The organism is Methylophilus sp. Leaf416 (assembly GCF_001424665.1).
Taxonomy (GTDB): Bacteria; Pseudomonadota; Gammaproteobacteria; order Burkholderiales; family Methylophilaceae; genus Methylophilus.
Genome location: NZ_LMQS01000002.1, coordinates 90,014 through 111,737, shown reverse-complemented (window position 1 = coordinate 111,737; position 21,724 = coordinate 90,014). Strand labels below are relative to the sequence as shown.

At 49.5% G+C, this 21,724-nt stretch carries 16 protein-coding genes; 9 read left to right on the top strand and 7 right to left on the bottom strand.

The genetic code is table 11. From position 1 onward, the window contains the following. The first annotated feature begins 122 nt into the window (after window positions 1–122). The 5 genes from ASG34_RS05360 to ASG34_RS05340 all read left to right on the top strand — a co-directional run bounded on the left by ASG34_RS05360 (window position 123) and on the right by ASG34_RS05340 (window position 7,881). Entirely contained in the window at window positions 123–1,190 is a 1,068-nt protein-coding gene (locus ASG34_RS05360; protein ID WP_055827700.1) for an NAD(P)-dependent alcohol dehydrogenase, read from the top strand. A gap of 216 nt (window positions 1,191–1,406) precedes the next feature. Beyond that, window positions 1,407–2,501 carry a calcium:proton antiporter gene (locus tag ASG34_RS05355; RefSeq protein WP_055827698.1) on the top strand — a complete coding sequence of 365 codons (1,095 nt, stop codon included), beginning with the start codon at window positions 1,407–1,409 and terminating at the stop codon, window positions 2,499–2,501. An 83-nt stretch (window positions 2,502–2,584) separates the two neighbouring features. Beyond that, window positions 2,585–3,532 (top strand): DedA family protein/thiosulfate sulfurtransferase GlpE, encoded by a 948-nt coding sequence (locus ASG34_RS05350; protein WP_055827695.1) that lies wholly within the window; start codon window positions 2,585–2,587, stop codon window positions 3,530–3,532. Next, a complete protein-coding gene (locus ASG34_RS05345) occupies window positions 3,525–6,704 on the top strand; it encodes an efflux RND transporter permease subunit (RefSeq protein WP_055827691.1) in 3,180 nt (1,059 codons plus the stop codon). Before ASG34_RS05350 ends, ASG34_RS05345 begins: the two co-directional genes overlap by 8 nt. Further along, window positions 6,694–7,881, top strand: a complete 1,188-nt coding sequence (locus ASG34_RS05340; protein WP_055827686.1) for an efflux RND transporter periplasmic adaptor subunit — start codon at window positions 6,694–6,696, stop codon at window positions 7,879–7,881. The genes ASG34_RS05345 and ASG34_RS05340 overlap by 11 nt, the downstream gene beginning before the upstream one ends. A 104-nt stretch (window positions 7,882–7,985) precedes the next feature. Here the strand turns inward: ASG34_RS05340 and ASG34_RS05335 are convergent, their stop codons facing one another. From ASG34_RS05335 to ASG34_RS05330, 3 genes are all read right to left on the bottom strand, one after another. After that, window positions 7,986–8,357: a YidH family protein gene (locus tag ASG34_RS05335; RefSeq protein ID WP_055827684.1), complete on the bottom strand. Its 372-nt coding sequence runs from the start codon at window positions 8,355–8,357 to the stop codon at window positions 7,986–7,988. A 152-nt stretch (window positions 8,358–8,509) separates the two neighbouring features. Further along, entirely contained in the window at window positions 8,510–8,683 is a 174-nt protein-coding gene (locus ASG34_RS13815; protein ID WP_082488040.1) for a DUF1328 domain-containing protein, read from the bottom strand. A 789-nt stretch (window positions 8,684–9,472) separates the two neighbouring features. After that, on the bottom strand, window positions 9,473–9,862 hold the full coding sequence (locus ASG34_RS05330) for a hypothetical protein (protein WP_055827681.1): 390 nt from the start codon (window positions 9,860–9,862) through the stop codon (window positions 9,473–9,475). Between the two features lie 274 nt (window positions 9,863–10,136). On the opposite strand from ASG34_RS05330, the gene ASG34_RS05325 reads away from it, so the two are divergent. The 4 genes from ASG34_RS05325 (at window position 10,137) to ASG34_RS05310 (ending at window position 15,114) form a co-directional block, all read left to right on the top strand. Then, the gene (locus ASG34_RS05325) at window positions 10,137–10,505 is read left to right on the top strand and encodes a DUF6232 family protein (protein WP_055827677.1); all 369 of its coding nucleotides are present in this window, start codon (window positions 10,137–10,139) and stop codon (window positions 10,503–10,505) included. Window positions 10,506–10,819: 314 nt separating this feature from the next. Beyond that, the gene (locus ASG34_RS05320) at window positions 10,820–11,338 is read left to right on the top strand and encodes a response regulator (RefSeq protein WP_055827674.1); all 519 of its coding nucleotides are present in this window, start codon (window positions 10,820–10,822) and stop codon (window positions 11,336–11,338) included. A 321-nt stretch (window positions 11,339–11,659) separates the two neighbouring features. After that, a complete protein-coding gene (locus tag ASG34_RS05315) occupies window positions 11,660–14,215 on the top strand; it encodes a bifunctional diguanylate cyclase/phosphodiesterase (protein WP_055827672.1) in 2,556 nt (851 codons plus the stop codon). 350 nt (window positions 14,216–14,565) lie between these two features. Next, window positions 14,566–15,114 (top strand): GAF domain-containing protein, encoded by a 549-nt coding sequence (locus ASG34_RS05310; RefSeq protein ID WP_055827668.1) that lies wholly within the window; start codon window positions 14,566–14,568, stop codon window positions 15,112–15,114. Between the two features lie 59 nt (window positions 15,115–15,173). On the opposite strand, the gene pdeM is transcribed toward ASG34_RS05310, so the two are convergent. The 4 genes from pdeM to ASG34_RS05290 are packed head-to-tail and all read right to left on the bottom strand — an operon-like array spanning window position 15,174 to window position 21,557. Beyond that, window positions 15,174–15,869: a ligase-associated DNA damage response endonuclease PdeM gene (gene pdeM / locus ASG34_RS05305; RefSeq protein ID WP_055827665.1), complete on the bottom strand. Its 696-nt coding sequence runs from the start codon at window positions 15,867–15,869 to the stop codon at window positions 15,174–15,176. 17 nt (window positions 15,870–15,886) lie between these two features. Beyond that, window positions 15,887–18,679 carry a ligase-associated DNA damage response DEXH box helicase gene (locus ASG34_RS05300; RefSeq protein ID WP_082504814.1) on the bottom strand — a complete coding sequence of 931 codons (2,793 nt, stop codon included), beginning with the start codon at window positions 18,677–18,679 and terminating at the stop codon, window positions 15,887–15,889. Next, entirely contained in the window at window positions 18,676–20,439 is a 1,764-nt protein-coding gene (locus ASG34_RS05295; protein ID WP_055827663.1) for an ATP-dependent DNA ligase, read from the bottom strand. Before ASG34_RS05295 ends, ASG34_RS05300 begins: the two co-directional genes overlap by 4 nt. Then, window positions 20,436–21,557, bottom strand: a complete 1,122-nt coding sequence (locus ASG34_RS05290; RefSeq protein WP_055827660.1) for a ligase-associated DNA damage response exonuclease — start codon at window positions 21,555–21,557, stop codon at window positions 20,436–20,438. Before ASG34_RS05290 ends, ASG34_RS05295 begins: the two co-directional genes overlap by 4 nt. Window positions 21,558–21,724 lie beyond the last annotated feature (167 nt).

The following is a 21,724-nucleotide window of genomic DNA, read 5'->3' as shown; positions in this document are numbered from 1 at the left end:
TCAAGAAAAGCTGGCAATTATTATTACAGTGATTCTTTTAGACTTTAATGGTTATTGTCGGCAAGCTTGAGCTTGATTCCGGCGGTGATTTCAAGTTTCAATAAAAATATGGAGAACGCGACATGGCACTCACTTTTAAAACAGCCGCCTATGGTGTACAAAACGCAACCACCCCGGTTGCGCCTATGAGCATAGACCGCCGTGAACCTGGTCCGCACGATGTCCTCATAGATATTGAATATTGCGGTATCTGCCACTCCGACATTCATCAGGCCAGAAACGAATGGGGTGGCGGCTCTTTGTACCCTATGGTGCCGGGCCATGAAATCGTGGGTCGCGTCAGCAAAGTCGGCGACCATGTGAATAAATTCAAGCTGGGGCAATTGGTTGGAGTCGGCTGTCTGGTCGACTCCTGCCGCCACTGCGAAGACTGTGGTGCCGGTGAAGAGCAATATTGCAATGAGTCCGTATTTACCTACAATTCAAAAGATACCCGCCATGGTGGCCTGACGTTTGGCGGTTATGCCGAACGCATTACCGTGGATGAAAATTTCGTGGTCAGCGTACCGGAAAACCTGGATACCAAAGCAGTCGCGCCATTATTGTGCGCGGGCATTACCCTGTACTCTCCACTGAAACACTGGAATGTGCAGCCGGGCCAGAAAGTCGGCATCATCGGCCTTGGTGGCTTGGGTCATATGGGTGTGAAACTGGCGGCAGCCATGGGCGCGCATGTCGTCATGATCACCACCTCGGCCAGTAAAGCAGCGGATGCCACTAAACTGGGTGCGCATGAAGTGCTGATTTCCAAAGATGCCGATGACATGGCTAAACATACAGCCAGCTTTGATTTGATCATAGACACAGTACCGGTGGCGCATGACCTGAACCCTTATATCGGCTTGCTCAAACGCGACAAAACTATCGTCCTGGTTGGTCCGCTGGATCCGGTGGAAGTGCATGGTGCCAACCTAATCACCAAACGCCGCCAGGTCGCTGGCTCATTGATCGGCGGTATTGCAGAGACGCAAGAAATGCTGGATTTCTGTGGCAAGCACAACATCGTCAGTGATGTTGAAATCATTGATGCCAATTACATCAACGAAGCTTACGAACGCATGCTAAAGAGCGACGTGAAATACCGTTTTGTGATTGATATTGCTTCGTTCAATGCTGCTGCCAAAGCATAGATTAAAGACGGTATAGTAATTTAGAGCGCGATTGAATTTGCGCTCTAGCTTTTGCCATATTTAGATAGTTTAAGATTTTGTCAGCGCATTAAGAATTGCACAGGCCAGTCAAGAAGCAAAAAGGTTTGCATGGAATGCAATACAAATTGGGCCGTTTGAAGGCATAAACTAAAGGTCGGTGTTAAGATGGTTATCTGTTCATTTTCCACTTAGCGCATGCTTGCAGAAAAACCTCCTCAGGGCCTGATATCACTAGTGATATCGATTCTTGCCTACATCTCCCTCACTCAAATTGACAAGGTGATGCACATTGGCCAGCAAGAGTCGCTGGTGGTTTCAATTATCTTTGTAGTGTTGATTATCAACCTGGCATTCCAGCTGTCGTTCCAGGTCGAGTATGTTGCGGAACGACTGAAAGAGCCTTATGGCACCATGATTCTGACCATCAGCGCGGTCATTATTGAAGTGGTGATCATCGTCATGATGTTAAGCCATACCTCTTCTACCACGCTGGCCAGGGATGCGATTTATTCGGCAGTGATGCTGGATATCAATGGCATTCTCGGGTTATGTGCGATCGTTGGTGGTATCAAGTATGGCGAGGTGGAATACAACGTTAACTCGGGCAATACTTATATTGTCATGATCATGACGGCGCTGGGGATTTCGATGGTATTGCCGGCGTTTTTGCCGCCTGAACACTGGCGTATATATTCGATGTTTACGATCATCACCATGAGTGTGTTTTATGCGCTGTTCCTGAAAATGCAGACAGGCCGTCACCGTAACTATTTCAGCTACCGTGACCAGCATAATAAAGACGGGCTGGGCGAGATGGCATCCCGCAAAACCATCGTAGATGTCAGACTGGCGATTGTGTATATTCTGGTCGGTATCATCACCATAGGCCTGCTGTCAGAAGAGATGAGCATGCACATGGATTCCGGGCTAAACGGGAGTGGTGTGCCGCCGATTGTGGCTGCAATTGTCGTGGCGGTGATTGCTGCCAGCCCTGAGGTATTGACTGCGCTGAAAGCAGCGGTGAATGACCGCATGCAAACGGTCGTGAATATTGCGCTGGGGGCAACGCTTTCAACTGTCATTCTGACGGTGCCGGTGATTGAGGCGATCGCTCTGATCCAGAATAAACCGCTGATCGTTGGCCTGTCTCCAACGCAGATGGTCATGACGTTTTTAACTTTGGTGGTCGCGACCATCAACTTGCACGATGGCGAAACCAATGCCATTGAAGGCATGACGCATTTTGTATTATTTATGGCGTTTGCCATGCTTGCAACGCTAGGCATGTAGAAAAAAATGCTACAGGAATGAAGTTCTACAAGAAAGTTTTGTAAAATTAAGCGCCATTCAAATGGCGTTCGCATGAGTGAATGATGAGTACCCTCCTGGAATTACTTCAACAATACGGCCTGCTGATTATATTCGCCAATGTGCTGCTAGAGCAGTTAGGTTTGCCGCTGCCCGCTTACCCTACACTGTTGCTGTCGGGCGTGCTGATTGCCAATGGCCAATACAGTCTGGGCACTTTGCTGGCAGTGGCCGTGATCGCCGCCCTAATTGCGGATTCCATCTGGTATATGGCGGGCCGCAAATACGGTAAAAAAGTGATGGGAAAGTTATGCAAGATTTCGCTTTCACCAGATACCTGTGTCAGGCAAACCGAATCGCTGTACCTGAAATTCGGTCCACCAGCCTTGCTGGTGTGTAAATTTATTCCGGGCTTTGCTTCTATTTCCAGCGCGCTGGCTGGATCTTCCGGCACGCGTTACCTGGTCTTTGTTATTATGGATGGCTTGGGCGCTGCATTGTGGGCAGGGACAGCACTGTGGCTAGGTAACCTGTTCAGCTCTGCCATTGACGAACTGATGTCTACACTGGTGCAGATGGGTAAGTGGGGCACATTGCTGGTACTGGCGTTACTCGCCGCATTTATCGCATACAAGTGGTGGGACAGGCAGCGGTTTATCAAAAGCCTGCGGATGGCGCGTATCAGTATTGAAGAGCTCAACGAAATGCTGGATAAAGGCGCGGCGCCCGTGATCCTGGATACGCGTGCTCCCCACCTGGTAGATGACGGCTGGATTCCAGGCGCGCAGTTTATTACCCTGGAAGATGTGGATAACCTAGTGCTGGATATTGATGCAGATGCCCCGGTGGTCCTGTATTGCTCCTGCCCGAATGAAGTCACGGCGGCCAAAGTCGCCAAGAAACTGATCAACCGCGGTTACCGCAATATCCGGCCATTAACCGGCGGGATCGATGCCTGGCGGGATGCCGGTTATATTATCAGCCTGCCGCCGGCAAAGGACGTCAATGTTTAATGTAGTTGGTATTGCCCTCAAGCGGCCATATACCTTTGTGGTGATGGCACTGCTGATCCTGATCGTCGGCACACTGTCAGCAGTGCGCAGCCCGGTGGATATTTTTCCTGAAATCCGTATTCCTATTGTCGCGGTGGCCTGGCAATACAGCGGTTTGCCGCCTGATGATATGGCCGGACGTATCACCACACTCTACCAGCGCAGCTTGACCACCACCGTCAACGATATTGAGCATATCGAGGCGAATTCGTTTAACGGCTTTGCCATCGTCAAAATCTTTTTCCATCCCGGCGTCAATATTGCGACTGCCAATGCGCAGGTATCGGCGATTTCACAAACCGTCACCCGGCAAATGCCGACCGGCACCACGCCACCGTTGATCCTTAATTACAATGCATCCACGGTGCCTATCTTGCAGATTGCACTGTCCGGCAAAGGCCTCACCGAGCAAAATCTGGCTGACCTGGGTTTAAATGCAGTGCGCATCCGCCTGGTCACTGTGCCCGGGGCCGGCGTGCCATTTCCGTATGGGGGTAAAAGCCGGCAGATCCAGATTGACCTGAATCCGCCTGCACTACAGGCACGTGGATTGTCAGCGCAGGACGTGTCAAATGCCCTGGCTGCGCACAATCTGGTCGTGCCGGTGGGTACGCAAAAAATTGGTAGCATTGAATACACACTTAACCTGAACAATGCCGCTTCAGATGTTGATGAACTGGCCAATATCCCGGTCAAGGTCGTCAATGGGACTACCATTTACATGCGCGACATTGCGCAAGTACGCGATGGCAGTCCGCCACAGACCAATATCGTACATGTGGATGGCAACCGTTCGGTATTGATGACCATCCTCAAGAATGGCGCGATTTCTACACTGGCGATTGTGGAAGGTATCAAAGACAAGCTGGAAGAAATCAAGCCCAGCTTGCCAGATAGCCTGGTTGCGACACCGATCAACGACCAGTCACTGTTTGTGCGCGCCGCCATTCACGGCGTGGTGTTTGAAGGTGTGCTGGCGGCCATTTTAACCAGCCTGATGATATTGCTTTTTCTTGGTAGCTGGCGGTCTTCGCTGATTATTGCGACATCGATTCCGCTTTCGATTCTGGGCGCCATTATCGGTTTATCGATTGCCGGTGAAACCTTAAATATCATGACGCTTGGCGGCCTGGCATTGGCGGTTGGTATCCTGGTTGATGAAGCCACCGTTACCATAGAAAATATAAACTGGCATCTGGAGCAGGGCAAGCCGGTAGAGCAATCTATCCTTGATGGCGCGGCGCAAATTGTGACGCCTGCGTTTGTCTCGCTACTATGCATCTGCATTGTGTTTGTCCCTATGTTTTTCCTCGAAGGCGTGTCGCGTTACTTGTTTGTGCCTATGGCCGAGGCGGTAATGTTTGCGATGGTGAGTTCGTTTATCCTGTCGCGTACGCTGGTGCCTACGATGGCAAATTACATGTTGAAACCGCATGTCCATGGTGATGAGCATGCGCCAGTCAGCCGCAACCCGTTGGTGCGTTTCCAGCGCAGTTTTGAAGCAGTTTTTGAACGCATGCGCCTGTCTTACAAAGGTCTGCTGGAGCTGGCGATTGATCATAGCCGATTGTTCATGGGCGGCTTTATGTTGATTGTACTGCTATCTTTTTTGCTGACCCCGATGCTGGGCAGTAACTTCTTCCCGGCGGTGGATAGCGGTCAAATACTGATGCATGCGCGCGTGCCTGTCGGTACCCGCATTGAAGACACGGCCAACCGTTTTGCCAATATCCAGGCGGCAATTAAAAAAGTCATTCCTGCGGATGAAATACTGACCATCGTCGACAACATCGGCATGCCTATCAGCAGCATCAATATGACGTATAACAACACCGGTGTCATCGGTACGCAGGATGGAGATATCCAGATTGCGCTGAAACCGGAGCATGCGCCGACGGCGGACTACATCCGCACCTTACGCGAAATATTGCCCAAGCAATTCCCGGATACGACATTTTCGTTCCCGCCGGCTGATATCGTCAGCCAGATCCTGAACTTTGGATCACCGGCGCCGATCGATATCCAGATACGTGGAGGCAAGCTGGCGGATAATTTTGAATATGCCAATCAGTTACTGGCGAAAATACGCACCGTGCCTGGCGTGGTCGATGCACGTATCCAGCAATCGCGCAGCCGTCCGGCATTTGATATCAATCTCGATAAAACCCGCGCACAGGAAATCGGCATCAGCACCCGGGATGTCACCAATAGCATGGTGATCAATATGGCAGGCAGTTCACAGGTATCACCGACATACTGGCTAAACCCTGCCAATGGCGTGACTTATCCCATCGTGTTGCAAACCCCGCAATATCAGCTTGATAGTCTGAATACGCTGGCGAACCTGCCTGTCAGTGGCAATAATGGACAAACCCAAACCTTAGGCGGCCTGGCGATATTCAAGCGCAATGTAGGTAACGCGGTTGTCAGCCAGTACGATATCCAGCCCATGGTGCAGATACACGCCAGTACCCAGGATAGAGACTTGGGCGCAGTCGCCGCCGACATTCGCGAGATTCTCGAGAACAGCAAAGACAAAGTACCCAAGGCTACTAGTGTCGTGATGCTCGGTCAGGCATACACCATGGACCATGCCTTTACCAGTTTATTTTTCGGCTTATTGGGCGCCATCGTGCTGATTTACCTGTTGATTGTGGTTAACCTGCAATCCTGGAGTGATCCGTTCGTGATCATTACCGCATTACCGGCTGCGCTAGCCGGCATCGTCTGGATGCTATTTATGACTTACACGCCGCTCTCCGTACCTGCGCTGACTGGCGCGATTATGTGTATGGGCGTGGCGACTGCCAACAGTGTGCTGGTCATCAGTTTTGCGCGCGAAAGGCTGGATGAACTTAAAGATGCTACCGCAGCTGCTATTGATGCCGGCTTTGTACGTTTCCGCCCGGTGCTGATGACGGCGCTGGCAATGGTGATCGGTATGACGCCGATGGCATTAGGCCTCGGTGAAGGCGGCGAACAAAATGCACCACTCGGACGCGCGGTCATCGGCGGTTTGATTTTTGCTACCGTCGCTACCTTATTATTTGTGCCGGTGGTCTTTAGCGCCATACACAGGAAAACACACTTTACCCCTGTCAGCACCTCTACAGGAGAGACTCATGACCACTAACTCCCACCACGCATCGCGCCGGTTGAAACTGGGCGGCTTGCTGCTGGCCTTGATTGCCGCAGGCATTGTCATTATTGGCATGTCTACCCGTGCCAGCCATGATGACAAACTTAAAGACTGGACTGACAAGCAGGCGGTGCCTACCGTAAGTGTCAGCCATCCAGGTGGAGCGGTTGACGGTAGTCAGCTGATTTTGCCGGGGCGCTTTGAAGCATTTTCACGTGCACCGATTTATGCCCGCGTTAGCGGTTACCTCAAAAACTGGAAAGTCGATATCGGCGGTTCAGTCAAAGCCGGGCAATTATTAGGTGAGGTGGAAACGCCAGACCTTGACCAGGAACTATTGCAGGCGAAGGCTGATCTGGCGAGTGCGCAGGCAAATGTCAGCCTTGCAGAGACTACTGCCAAACGCTGGCAGGATATGCTGAAAACCCAATCAATCGCGCGGCAGGAAGTCGATGAGAAACAGGGCGATTATTTAAGTAAACAGGCGCTGGTAAAAGCGGCTGAGGCTAATGTGCAGCGCTTGCAGGCACTTAAAGGTTTTGCCAGCATCGTGGCGCCGTTTGATGGTTCAGTGACTGCACGTAATACGGATACGGGCGCTTTAATCAATGCTGGTAGTAGCGGCAGTACAGCATTGCCATTATTTGAAGTGTCCAACACACGCAAATTGCGTTTATATATCAATGTGCCGCAGAATTACGTGAGCCATATCAAACCTGGCGGTAAAGCGACTTTCAGTGTGCCAGAGTATCCCGAGAGCAGTTTTGAAGCCACCATCCAGTCTACCTCCGGCGCCATTAATACTTCGTCAGGTACAACTCTGGTGCAATTGCTGGTTGATAATGCAGCAGGCAAGTTTTTGCCGGGCGGTTTTGCCAATGTGAATCTGCAAATGAAGGATGCCGCTGGCATTTTAAGCATTCCTGCCAGTGCATTGATTTTTGACCAGAATGGCTTGAAAGTCGCCACCGTTGGCGCCGACCAGAAAGTGTCTCTGAAAACCATCACCATTGCACGTGATTTGGGTAAAACGCTGGAAATCCAGACCGGCCTAACGGCCAATGACCGGGTGATTGAAAACCCGCCGGATGGCGTTACTGACGGCACATCGGTGAATGTAGCCACCGCAGCTGATCAGCCATCAAAAGAGCAGGCCCAGCCAGCGAAGTAATTTAAGCCATTCAAAGTATTTAAGTTGAATGACGTTAGCTATTAGGTTGATCGTTTAATGGATTAGTAAGGAGTAGCTAGTCTGTGCAAGTCACATTGCCAGATTTAGCGCGCCAGAATTAACCAGATACTTAATGCAGTAGCAGATAAGCTTAAAAAAACATTCACCGACGGTGGTAACCAGAACAGGTGTCCGCGCGGTTTTTCCTGTTGACCAAGGGACTTACAGAATACGACAAACTGCATCGCAGATAATAAAGCGGTCAATGCGCCAATCAGGATAAAGCCAACGCCGATGAACAATGAGACGGTGCTTTGTGACTCTGCAAGCCGGGCATCAATATTCATTAGCTTGATGAACAGGCCAAATCGTTCAATCACAAATCCTAGTCCCATCAAGGCGATGGATGTGCGTTGCCAGGCAAGTAAAGTGCGCTCGGCAGCAAAGTAAACGCGTGGGTCATCAAGGTAAGACATGAAAAGTGTACTCGCAATCACTGATTAATCGTGCCATTTTACGACTTATCCAGGCCGCATGCCTGGATAAGTTTATCGCAGTGACGCGATTGCGGACGCTAAACTAGCTTGATGGAAACCTAAACTAGCTTGGTGCAAACAAAGTTAAGCTGCTATACAAACAGGCTTATACCGAGGACAGCCAGAATAGCTACACCGATAGCAAGAATCAGGAAAATAAAGAAAAATACTTTTGAGATTTTTGCTGCACCAGACTCAACGCTGCGAAAACCCAGCGCACCTGCAATCAGGGAAATAACTAAAAATATCAGCGCATAGTAAAGCATGTTCCGGCTCCTTTATAGTGTATTAATATTTATATAATTTATATAATATGATGGTAAATGTTTTAAAGCTGTTGCCATCATAAGAGCTGAATCTAGTGTTGAGTATAGGACTTTGCTGGATTAAAGGTAAGAATCAGCCTACGGCAATACGCTACCTATCAGGCCAGTTCGTCAGTAATAAAAAACATGTGAAAATCACCAGAGTCTATATTTAATGCGGTGATTGGCTGGGTTCTGAGTTGAAGATATGAAGCAGTCCAGGATTGAGATTATCTGACACAGCTGATTTAATTTTTATCCATCATTCATTGATAATTGCGGGCTATTGAGCTAAATCAGCATGCCAGAACTTGCTTGAAAACAAAACTTGAGACATAACCGTTTCATGGTAAAAGCATGGCTAAGCTAGTTTTTGCTACAAAACAAACTTACCCGAATATCCGGCAATGAACAGGGTATTTAGACCGTATTTCCAAAACGCTGTCATTAATTTGGGACGATATAATTCGTCTCTTGTTTTATTATAAAGATTGCCTGCAACAAGCTTGATTGCAAGAACCTGGTGACGGGAAAGCAGATTCGCTAGTGCCAGCTTGCTAGAAATATAACAACACTACAAGAAATATAACAATGTCTGATTATAAAAATCTGGTAATTAAAATATTGTATTGGTCAGGTGTTTCGCTGCTACTCAGGCTGGTGTGGATCTCATACGTACTAATCAAATTATTTCCGATAGTCTCTTTGGTATTAGTCAGTTTGTTCAGTGTGATTTTTTTTATTAAATAATCACTCGTCTTCGCTGAATGCATTGTGGAAGTCTTCTGCTTCAATCACTTCTTTGGCACGCATTTTCTGTATAAAAACAATGCCTTCCCTGGTCATCTGGCCTTTGCTTGATCGCCTGCCTTCGCCTATGTCGCCATTGGCGGTAAGGGGCAAGCGGAATATCTCCTGATGGTACCTGAGGCTCGCTTCGCCCAATCCTATTCTTTTGCATTTTTCCAGGTCTAAAACTGTGATCAGGTAATAGTTGGAACCTCTGGGATTGATTACGCGTTTCAAGTCAATCACCCCTATCAGCTCAGTCCCTTTTAATACCGAAATCTCTTCCCCCGTTGCATCGAGCTTTATCGTATAAGTTAGGCCATCCTTGGCGACAAATTCTTTTTGGTGCATACAAAACATCCTTAGTGGGCTATTCGTTTAAAACACATCTGCTCTCAAACTTCATCATACATCAGGCTAAACTTTTTTCATCTGGTCTTTCACCTAGTCTGCAGCATCACTTGAAGTGAAGTTCTTGTTAATACATGGGCATAAATGCAACTTTGAGAATTAAGCTTTAAAAATGAGGTTACTCTTGATGTGAATATTTGTTAATAGATAGTAAACTATGTTGCAAGTAATGTTTAAAAACAATTTGGATGCAGCTTGATAAGCTCAAACGCCGATGGCAGAAACCGTATTTTTCAGTCTTGAAGGGATTAAAGTCAGTGATACACAGTTTATCGCTGATGGGCAAACCTATGCGATTGATACAGTCACTGCTGTACAGCATGGATTGATAGAGCCAAAGCGCACATTCTCAACCATCTACGTGCTATCAGGATCATTCCTGATGATTTTTGAAGATATCTTCATGTTTGTCGGTGGCTTTTCGATAGCGCTCGGCATGGTGGCCTGGTTCACTGCGCAGACTATGTATGCTGTGATTATTCACACTGAGGAGGGTGAGAAGCAGGCGTTAACCAGCACTAATAGCACTGATGTGGATCGAGTGATTCGCGCACTGAATACCGCAATTATTAATAGAGGCTAACATCAAAAGAATTTTAGAAACCAACCGGTGTGAGTCATTGTTTTATCTCTTCGTCTGTATAAGGGCTACCTGTTCTCCTTCCCTTGTTATTCGAGTTTCTTTTAAAATATTCCCGCACTTGGTAAGTCGCAATACATGAGTGCAGCCTGCAAAGCAGCTTTTTATTGCACCATCGTGCCGACATTATCTTGTAATATCAATCCTGAATTTGATGGGTTTTGATTAAGGGTAATTAATACAAGAGCTGTTATGTAAACAACCACTTCTGAAGCTACTCAGGGTGGGCTTGGCATAGATATGGCGCTAGTGAAAGTATGCTGAAATTACATGACGGCACCGTCAGTTGCTTCAGTAAAGGGCGCAATAAGGGAAGCCAGTTTACGATCACATTGCCTTTGTGGAAGGACAAGGTTTTGCACGAGAACAATACCGACATAGTTGAATTAAAACAGCAAAAGAAAATATCCGTGCTGGTAGTTGATGACAATGTAGATGCGGCGACTACACTAGCTTCATTTATAGAGTTGTATGGTCATGAAGTAATGGTTGAGCACGACTCATTAAAAGCGCTCGAGTTGATTGAAGCCACTTTGCCGATGGTCTGCGTGCTGGATATAGGCTTGCCGAAAATGGATGGCTATGAGCTTGCACAACGTATTAAAGCCAATAAAGCCATGTCACATGCCACTTTGATCGCCGTCACCGGATATGGCAGGGAGGATGATAAAAAGGCTGCATTTCTGGCAGGCTTTGATCACCACCTGGTCAAACCAGTAGATTTTGAAATGCTGATTCAGCGCATTGATGAGGCTGGCGAGAAGACTACTGCGTAGCTGGAATCAGGATGACAAAGTATTTTTAATATTATTCGCTGCCTTGATCCCGCTAGAAAATCGTATTGGGATATCTCTTAAAGACAGCCAACGCTAAGGCATTCAAATAGATCGCCTTGCCGCAAATGTTAAAAGCTTTTTAGTTTTAATTGGACAAACCTCACTTTTACTCAGCTGCCCAGCAGCTTAGCCTTGGCATTGCAGGTTTAACTTCACACAACTATATTGGAATAAATATTGTCTAGTCGTTATGGCTGAGTAAATGTTGCTCATATATAAAGATCTGTAGCCAGCAGATTTTGCACTTTGGGAGGATTTGCCATGCCAGTTGCCGACCATGGAGACTTTCTGGACTTTGCTTTATTTTCGCGGTTTGCATTGAGTAAAATTCAAGACTGGATTACCTGTATCAATAGCGCAGGCGACATTATTTATGTAAACGAGGCGGCGTATACAGCGCTTGGTTATACCAAAGAAGAAATTTATAAACTCAAAATTTTTGATATCGATTTGAGTTACACACCTGAGGTTTGGGCTGCACATTTAGAGCGGCTAAAAGCGCTGGGTTCGCGGACATTTGAAACGCAACATCGAAAAAAAGATGGTCAATTCTTACCGGTTGAAATCAACTCCAACTATATTGAGTATCAAGGGCAGGAGTATAACTGTGCGGTAGTGCGGCCTATCTTTGATCGTAAGCGTGCCGAAACGCGCGAGCATATCAAAAATCATGTGCTGGATCTGGTGGCGCACAATGCCCCTTTGAAAAGCATACTTGCGTATCTTGTGCGCGGGGTAGAAGAAGAAAATCCTGAACGTTTTTGCTCTATCCATTTGCTGGATAAGAATAAGCAACTCCTGAAAAATTATGTCGCTCCCAGCTTGCCGCCAGGCTATTCCGCAGCGATAGAGAATTTACAGGTTGGTCCTGATATAGGTTCGTGTGGCACTGCTGCATTTGAAGGAAGGCCGGTGTATGTCGAAAATATACAGACCGATCCGCGCTGGGAGGGTTACAAAGAACTTGCTGCCACGTATGGGCTGGCCTCTTGCTGGTCGGTGCCGATAATTGTGGACAACAACGATGTGGCGGGCACTTTCGCGATTTATCACAAAGCGCCGAAAACGCCTTTGGCGGCGGATATTGAGCAACTGGAATATCTTTCCAACCTGGCCCGTATCGCTATCGAGCGTCATCGTACTGCAGAAGAGTTACGGCTGTCAGATTCTATCTTTAAAAATACCAGTGAAGCCATGCTGGTGCTGGATATTAATGGCATCATCATTGCGACCAATCCGGCTTTCACCAAGATATCCGGCTATGACTCATCTGAAGTCATCGGTCACCATCCTGTCACGTTTGGCTCGCCCAGGCATGACCGGGATTTTTATGAGGCCATCCGCAAAGACCTGCACGATAACGGTTCATGGCGTGGAGAAATATGCGGCATTAAAAAAACCGGTGAAGAATATATCAACTGGGTAACTGTCAACACCACTAACGATGACAAAGGGCGGCCGTTCAGGCGCGTGGTACTGTTTTCGGATATTACGGAGAAAAAGAAACATGAAGAGCGCATCTGGTATGAAGCGAATTACGATGCGCTAACCCATTTGCCAAACCGCCGTTTATTCCAGGAACGCCTGCAACAAGAGGTGTTCCGTGCCAATCGCCTGGGCACCAAAGTCATCTTGCTGTACCTGGATCTGGATGGTTTCAAGGAAGTAAACGATGCCATGGGCCATCAAGGCGGCGACCAGTTACTGATTGAAGTCGCGCGGCGGCTTAACCAAGTGATCCGCGTGACGGATTGCACTTCGCGGTTGGGTGGCGACGAATTCACGGTAACTCTGGTCGATGTGCACGAATACCAAACCGCGATCAAGGTCGCCACCTCTATTCTTGAGTTGTTGCAGGCGCCGATTATGGTCGATACGCACGCCACTTATATCTCGGCCAGTATCGGTGTCACTGTCTACCCCGACGATGCAGCCGATGCCTCCAGCCTGATTAAAAATGCCGACCAGGCAATGTACGAAGCCAAAAAGCTGGGTCGCAACCAGTATTCTTTTTACACCCGGGAAATGCAATATGTGGCAACCCGTCGCTCTGAGCAAAAGCGTGAGTTACGCAGCGCATTGCTGAATAACGAATTCGAAATTTATTATCAACCGGTGGTCGATCTTAAAACCGGCAATGTGACAAAAGCCGAAGCTCTTATCCGCTGGCAGCACAGTACCATGGGCATGGTCAGCCCGGCAGAGTTTATCCCTCTGGCGGAAGAGACTGGGCTGATCCATGAAATAGGCAGCTGGGTACTCATAGAAAGTTTGGCGCAGGCGCTGAAATGGCGTACCCAGTTTCACCCGGATTTCCAGATCAGCGTCAACCTATCACCGACGCAATTCAAAAACACTACTTATTTCGACAGATGGTTCACCCTGCTTGCTTCAGCGGCCAATACCAATAACTGCCTGTGCGTAGAAATTACCGAGGGCGTGTTGCTGGATGCCTCCCAGAAAACAGCCAAACAACTGATGCGTTTCCGCGAAGCGGGGATAGAAGTTGCAATTGATGACTTTGGCACCGGTTATTCTTCGCTGGCTTATATCAAGCGCATTGATGTCGATTACCTGAAAATTGACCGTACATTCATTACTAATATAGCCGCTGAATCTACTGATTTCCCCCTGGTTGAAGCCATCATCATGATGGCGCATAAATTAGGATTAAAAGTCATTGCAGAGGGTGTAGAAACTGAAGCGCAATTGGAACTGTTAAACAGCATGGGCTGCGATTTTATCCAGGGATATTTCTATTCAAAACCCTTGCCGCAGGCTGTTTTTGAAACCTGGCTTTTGGCGAGGAAAAGGTAATGGGTTACAGTTTGGTTTCAATATTGACTTGTAGAAAAGTGCTAACAAAATCTTGATCATGAATAAGCCCGTTTATAAAAATAACCCTAATATTTATCGCAAGAATAGTTACAGCAAGAAATATTCAAATTTTTACTCATGGAAAGATGCTTGTCTTTAGCAATGGAATATGGGGTATTTTTGCAATACATTGATATTAATGAATATTTTCCTGTCTTTCCTGGTGGTTTGTTCGCCATAAAAAATAACTAAATACTCTCGTTTGTGTAGTTTTCACATCCATTATTTGTATGAAACTGTGGTAAACAATAGTACACTCTGATGTTTATAATTCGATAATAAAGGTTGTTATGGTCAGTCACTATGAAGAGCAGTTTAGCGAACCTGATCGTATTTCAGCCTTACGTAAACTGCTTATCTTAGACTCCCCTTACGAGGCTGTTTTTGATGCCATTGCATTGCTAGCTTCCCAGGTTTGCGGGATGCCAATCGCCCTGATTAGCCTGGTAGATAGTGAGCGACAATGGTTTAAGGCACAGGTTGGTTTAGAGGGTGTGAGGGAAACTAGCCGTGAACTGGCGTTTTGTGCGCATACCATCCGTGAAAATAGCTTGATGGAGATCAAGGATGCAACCAAAGATAGCCGTTTTCTGGATAATCCACTGGTAACAGGCCATCCTAATATTGTTTTTTATGCTGGTGCGCCGATTGCCCTGCCTCTAGGGGAAAAGATTGGGACTGTGTGTGTGATTGATACTAAACCAAATGCACTGAATGATATGCAGAAACAGGTGTTGACTGGCCTCGCAAACATCACAACAAAAGCCTTGCTTGCGAGAAGAATTTCCCTGCAAGAGTTGAATAAAGTAGCGACTCAGCACACTAATCAGCTTGTATAGGTGCTTATTTAAGCTCGGCCGATCATCTCCTCTTACTTTTCCTCTGGCTTGCTTCATCGTTAGATATTGAACGCTTCGTTATTTATTCGCTGCTGATTGTGCGGAACTGACCAGATACATTCACCATCTGTCACGCAAATAAAGTCACCTGCTTTATTCTCCATCACAAACCCGCCGGTAAAGTCACCAAAAGAGGGCAGCAAGGTCATGCCTTCCTGGTGGTGAAAGCACGGCAAAATCAGGCGCTGCCGACCCTTGCCCAGCAAACGGAAAGTAGGGTGGATATGGCCGGCAATCACATGATGTGTAGGGTGGGGTGCGGGAATATGTTGCAATGCAAAATCGCCCATCAGGTAAGGCTCACCCACTGTTTCAATATTCAAATCCGCTGGTGGGTCACCGGCATTTTTATCGTGATTGCCGCGTACCAGGATACATTTCATCGATTGATGTTGCGTACGCCAGTGTCTTAACGCGGCCAAAGTGGCCGGTGCATGCGACTTGGGCGCATGCAGGAAATCTCCCAGGAAAATCAGTTGCTCGGTCGGGTAAGCAGATAGCAGTGCGTTCAGTCGTTGAAGGTTCTGGCTAGTGGTGCCTTGCGGCACAGGTTGACCCAAGGCACGGTATGCCGCGGCCTTGCCGAAGTGCGCATCTGCGATCAACAGCGCTTTCTGCTGCGGCCAGTAGATGGCTTTGTCGGCTAGCAAAAGCACGGTGTGAGAACGAATGTTTAAAGGTAATTCATTTTTCATTGATTACATAAACTTCCTCAAAAACCATGTCGCGCTTTAGGCGGGATAATTCCAGTGCGGCGTCGTTTGGGATTCGTTGCATTTTCAGTATCTGGTTCCATGGGTAAACCGGTTTTGCGCACGCGTTCGCGTTTCTTATACACTTTCTCCTGCACGTTGAATTTTGCCTGCGCGTCCACGCTCTCTTCCGGGATGTAAGCGCCAGCGCCAGCGGCTTTTTCCAGGTCGGCCACCATACGTGAAATACGTTCAGCCAGTTTTTCCGAGCTGCTGCTTTCACGGAAACGTTCTACCAGTAAAGGAAACGCAAACGGCGTCGGTCTTTTGATATGCATTAATTGTATTTGTTTGCTTTGCAGATGTTGCAGGGTGGCAGACAGGCGCGCTATCTCCAATTCCTGTTGCAGCACTTCTTCCTGCGCTTGCGTCAGCAATAAGTTCTTGGGATCGTATTTGCGGAATACATCAAAAAACAGACTGGATGAAGCCTGTACCTGCCTGGCGCTTTTATGCGCACCGGGAAAACCGGCAAACACCAGTCCGGAAATACGCGCGATTTCGCGGAAACGTCTTTGTGCCAGTTCGCCCGCATTCAGGCTGCCAATCACGTCCTGGAGCAGATTGTCGGTTGAAAAAATATCTTTTGTTAATAACGCATCCCAATCCACCGCTGTCGCGGAAAGCAGTTCGAGGCCATAATCATTCACCGCAATGGAAAACGTATTCGGCTGATGCTTGCCGGCCCTCCAGGCCAGTAAACTGGCTAGCCCGACGTGGACGCTGCGCCCGGCGTAAGGGTATAGAAACAAATGCCAGCCTTCACGCGAGTGCATGGATTCGGCTAGCAAATTCAGGTTGGTCGGCAATGCGGACCAGTTGCTCTGCACTTGTAGTAAAGGTTTGATCAACTGCATTTCCGGGCCATCGAAATGGCCGTGCGCAGCCGCATCCATACGCGCTACCATCGCATTGGCAAGCTCGGTAGAAAGCGGCAAGCGCCCGCCATTCCAGCGCGGCACAGCGGCTTTTTTGCCTGTAGCTTTGCTCACAAAAGCAGTCATTTCATGCACGCGTACCAGTTCCAGCAGGCGTCCCCCAAACAGGAAGTGGTCACCGGGTTTGAGCCGCGCGATAAAGTTTTCTTCCACCGATCCCAAGCTCTTGCCAGACGCGCCTTTACTCCAGAATTTTACCACCATGCTGGAGTCACTGACGATGGTGCCTATGCTCATGCGGTGCCGTCGGGCCAGAATTGCATCCGGCACATGCCAGACGCCGTTTTCGTCTGGAATTGCGCGGCGATAATCCGGGTAGGCAGTCAGCGACTCGCCACCGTGTTGCACAAACGCCAGCGCCCAGCGCCATTCTTCATCGGTTAAATGGCGGTAGGCGTAACAGCTGCGCACTTCTGCCAGCAAGTCATCTGCAGTAAAACCACCACCCAGCGCTATCGTCACCAGGTGTTGCACCAATACGTCTAAAGGTTTTTGCGGGGACTCACGCGGCTCCACATTACGTGCCGCAATCGCATCCTGGGCGGCCACCGATTCGATCAGCTCCAGGCTATGCGTAGGCACTACGGTCAGGCGCGAAGCGCGGCCGGGCGCATGGCCAGAGCGGCCTGCACGTTGCATCAGACGTGCGACGCCTTTGGGCGAGCCTATCTGCAATACGCGCTCCACCGGCAGAAAGTCCACGCCCAGATCCAGGCTGGAGGTACAGACCACGGCTTTTAGCGTGCCTTCTTTAAGGCCGTTTTCTACCCATTCACGTACATTCCTGTCCAGTGAGCCGTGGTGCAGTGCAATCAAACCCGCCCAGTCCGGACGCGCTTCCAGCAAAGCCTGGTACCAGATTTCGCATTGCGAGCGGGTGTTGGTAAAAATCAGGCTATTCGGGCTGGATTCAATCTGCTCCACTACTTGCGGCAGCATGCGTAAACCCAAATGACCGGCCCAGGGGAAACGTTCAATGCCGGGCGGCAATAAAGTATCTATCACCAGGTGTTTCGCCAGCTTGCCTTGCACCAGCAGCGGTTTGGATTGTTCTGTATTGGATGCGTCTGGACCAGAGGTGCTTCTATCGGATACGCCGGGAATCAGGACATCCATGGCATGTTGCAAATTCCCCAATGTTGCCGATAATCCCCAAGTGATTAATGCTGGCTGCCAGCGTCGCAGGCGCGCCAGGGCCAGTTGCAACTGCACACCACGTTTGTTGCCGATCAGTTCGTGCCACTCATCCACGACTACCATTTTCAGGCTGGCAAAAGTGTCGGCGGCATCCGGACGCGTCAGTAACAGGGTCAGGCTTTCCGGTGTGGTGATCAGCGCGGTCGGCAGGCGTTTTGATTGCCTTGAACGCTCGGCACTGTTGGTGTCGCCAGTGCGTAAACCGATGCTCCAATCAAGGTTTAATTCATTCACTGGCGTCATTAATGCACGCTCGGTATCAGCGGCCAGCGCACGCATGGGCGTGATCCATAATACGCTCAGCGGCTGCATCACTACTTTTCGTTTGGCAGGTTTCTCAGCAGCCGTATTTAAATGTTTAGCGGATGCCTTCGGTTTTGTGAGAGCAAAACGCTCAATCGCCGCCATCCATACTGCATAGGTTTTACCGGCGCCGGTGGTAGCATGCAGCATGCCGGATTGATCTTGAGCGACTGCCTGCCATACTTGCTGCTGGAAAGGGAACGGCTGCCACTGATGTGTAGCAAACCATTGCCGGCTTAACTGAAAAGCGCTACGTTTTGGCTTTTCAGTAGGCTTATCATGGAGAGTCAATTCTGTAGAGGCTTCCATGGTCATGGCAGAGCCGCTTCTTCTTTAGGTTCAGGGCGTGAAACCTGCGGCAACAATGCCTGCAAAGTCTGTAAGGTATCGGCTTCTGCCACCGGCTTATCCTGTCGCCAGCGCAGCATGCGCGGGAAGCGCACGGCGATGCCGCTTTTATGGCGTCCGCTTAAAGAAATACCTTCAAAGCCTAGCTCGAATACCAGGGTCGGTTTTACGCTGCGCACGGGGCCAAATTTTTCAACCGTGGTTTTACGGATAATCGCATCCACTTCCCGCATTTCGGCATCGGTGAGGCCGGAATACGCTTTGGCAAATGGCACCAGTTTCCGGTCCGGATTACCCTGGGCACTGTCCCACACCGCAAATGTGTAATCGGTATACAGGCTGGCGCGGCGGCCATGGCCGGTCTGCGCGTAGATAAGCACCGCATCTGCGGTGTAAGGCTCTATCTTCCACTTCCACCACACGCCGACATCCTTGGTTCTGCCTATGCCGTATTGCGCATCTTTGCGCTTGAGCATAAAGCCTTCCACACCCAGGCTGCGCGAGGCTTCGCGCTGGCGATCGAGGTCTTGCCAGCTATTGCCTGTGACTAAAGGCGATAGCTGCAATTGTGGCCGGTCGCAGGTCAGAACAACCTTTTCCAGCTGTGCGCGGCGGGCAGACTGCGGTTGTTCGCGCCAGTCCTCACCCTGCCATTCGAGCAGGTCATAAGCCAGGATCACCACCGGCAGGTTTTCCAGGATTTTAGCGGTTAACGTTTTACGGCCTATGCGTTGTTGTAGTAAGGCAAACGGTTGAACCTGTCCTTGTGTCCTTTGGGGCGCAGGCTGGTCGGCGATTTGATCTTTTATCTTCTCCGGGTCAACTTCAACATCAGGCGCAGGCGCATGTTTCCAGACCACCAACTCGCCATCAATTACCGTACCATCCGGCAGGGCTTCCGCCAGCACATTCAATTCGGGGAAACGGTCAGTCACCAGTTCCTCACCGCGCGACCATACCCATAGCTGGCCGTCGCGTTTGACCAGCTGCGCGCGTATGCCATCCCATTTCCACTCCACTAGCCAGTCTTGCGGGCTACCAATCGCAGTTTCAAACTCGTCAGTCGGCAACTGTAAAGGATGGGCGAGGAAAAATGGGTAAGGCTGGCCTTCGCTACGCTCGTCACCCTCTTCATTCAGCGGCGCAATCAGTCTTAAATAATGCTCGGCAGTCGGACGTGCCGAAAGGTCGGTATAGCCAACCAGACGTTGGGCGATACGCTTGGCATCTATTTCAGCCACCGCAGACAGGGCACGCGTGACCAGCAGTTTCGAAACACCAACGCGGAAACTGCCGGTAATCAGTTTGATGCAGACCAGCTTGCTGCGCTGATCCAGTTGCTGCAATAACGGTGTCAATTGCAGGGTCAACACGTCTGGCGCCAGGCCGCGCAGCGGGAGTAGTTTGTTTTCTATCCACGTGGCCAAACCTTCTTCTGACGTATGCGCGGATTCTGGTAACAGCAACGCCATGGTTTCCGCCAGGTCGCCCACCGAGTGGTAGCTTTCCTCAAATAGCCATTCTGGCAGGCTGGCTACAGTCAGTGTCAGTTCACGTAAAAGTTTGGTTGGGACCAGTTGGCGCGGACGGCCACCAGCCAGGAAATAGACGGCCCAGGCGGCGTCGGCGGGAGAGGCTAGCAGGAAATAATCACGCAACGCAGCCAGTTTGGCATTGCTGCTGGTGGTGGCATCCAGCCTGCTATATAAATCGGCAAACGCTTTCAAACGGTCGCCTTTGCTATGTTCATTTGCTCGCTGCCCTCAGTCTCAGGTGGCAGCCCGGCTTCGGGTGGCAAAGCAGTCTCTGTCATTTGGCTGCTTTCTGAAGATTCAGGTGACAGGTCTGTTTCTGCTTCAGCTGCTTCTTCGCCGTACTCGGTGACAAAGCCTTGCGCATCCAGACCTTGCTCGCATAACCAGCGCACCATGGGGTGTACTTGCCCGTGCGTGACAAACACGCGTTCGGCACCAGTGGCTTGAATGGCAGTTTGCAAACCAGGCCAGTCTGCATGGTCAGACATAATAAAACCGCGGTCCACACCACGACGTCGGCGAGTGCCGCGTAACTGCATCCAGCCACTTGCAAACGCATCCGAATAATCACCAAAACGTTTGATCCAATGTGTACCCTGCGCTGAGGGCGGAGCCAGCACTATGCTTTTGCCTATCTGAGATTTATCCTGCATTTCGCTGACATATTGGGTGGCTGGTAGGTTGACGCCCGCTTCCCGATAGACTTTATTCAAGGGTTCGACCGCGCCATGGACCAGGATCGGCCCAATGTGCGGGTTTAGCCCGGACAGCAACCGTTGCGCTTTACCGAAAGAATAGCAAAACAGCACGCTGGCACGATTGTTATCCGCATTGCTTTGCCACCACTGGTTGATGTCAGCAAAAATCTCGCCCTGCGGCTGCCATTTGTAAATCGGCAGGCCAAAGGTGGATTCGGTAATAAAGGTATGGCAGCGTACGCTTTCAAACGGCGCGCAGGTGCCGTCGGGCTCTACTTTGTAATCGCCTGAAGCTACCCATACTTCACCTTTGTATTCCAGCCTCACCTGGGCAGAACCCAGCACATGTCCTGCGGGATGCAGGCTCAGCTTCACACCATGGTGATTGATGACTTCGCCATATTCCAGCGTCAGCAGATTAATATCTTCACCCAGGCGTTTGCGCAGAATACCTTCACCAGCGGCCGCAGCCAGGTAATGCGAGTGACCAGTGCGCGCGTGGTCGCCATGCCCGTGCGTGATGACGGCACGTTCTACCTGCCGCCAGGGGTCAATGTAAAAGTCGCCAGGTGGGCAATACAACCCTTCGGGACGGGCTACCACTAGTTCCATAAGGTTAAATCCAACACTTATCTGGATGATTAAATATGGGGATATGACAGCACTAATACAATTTCATTCTGCATGCGGAATAAAAAATGCAAACAGCAAAAATCTCAGTATTGAGGGATAAAACAACAAATAGATTATTAGGTTGGCGATCGACTTAAAGTGACTGA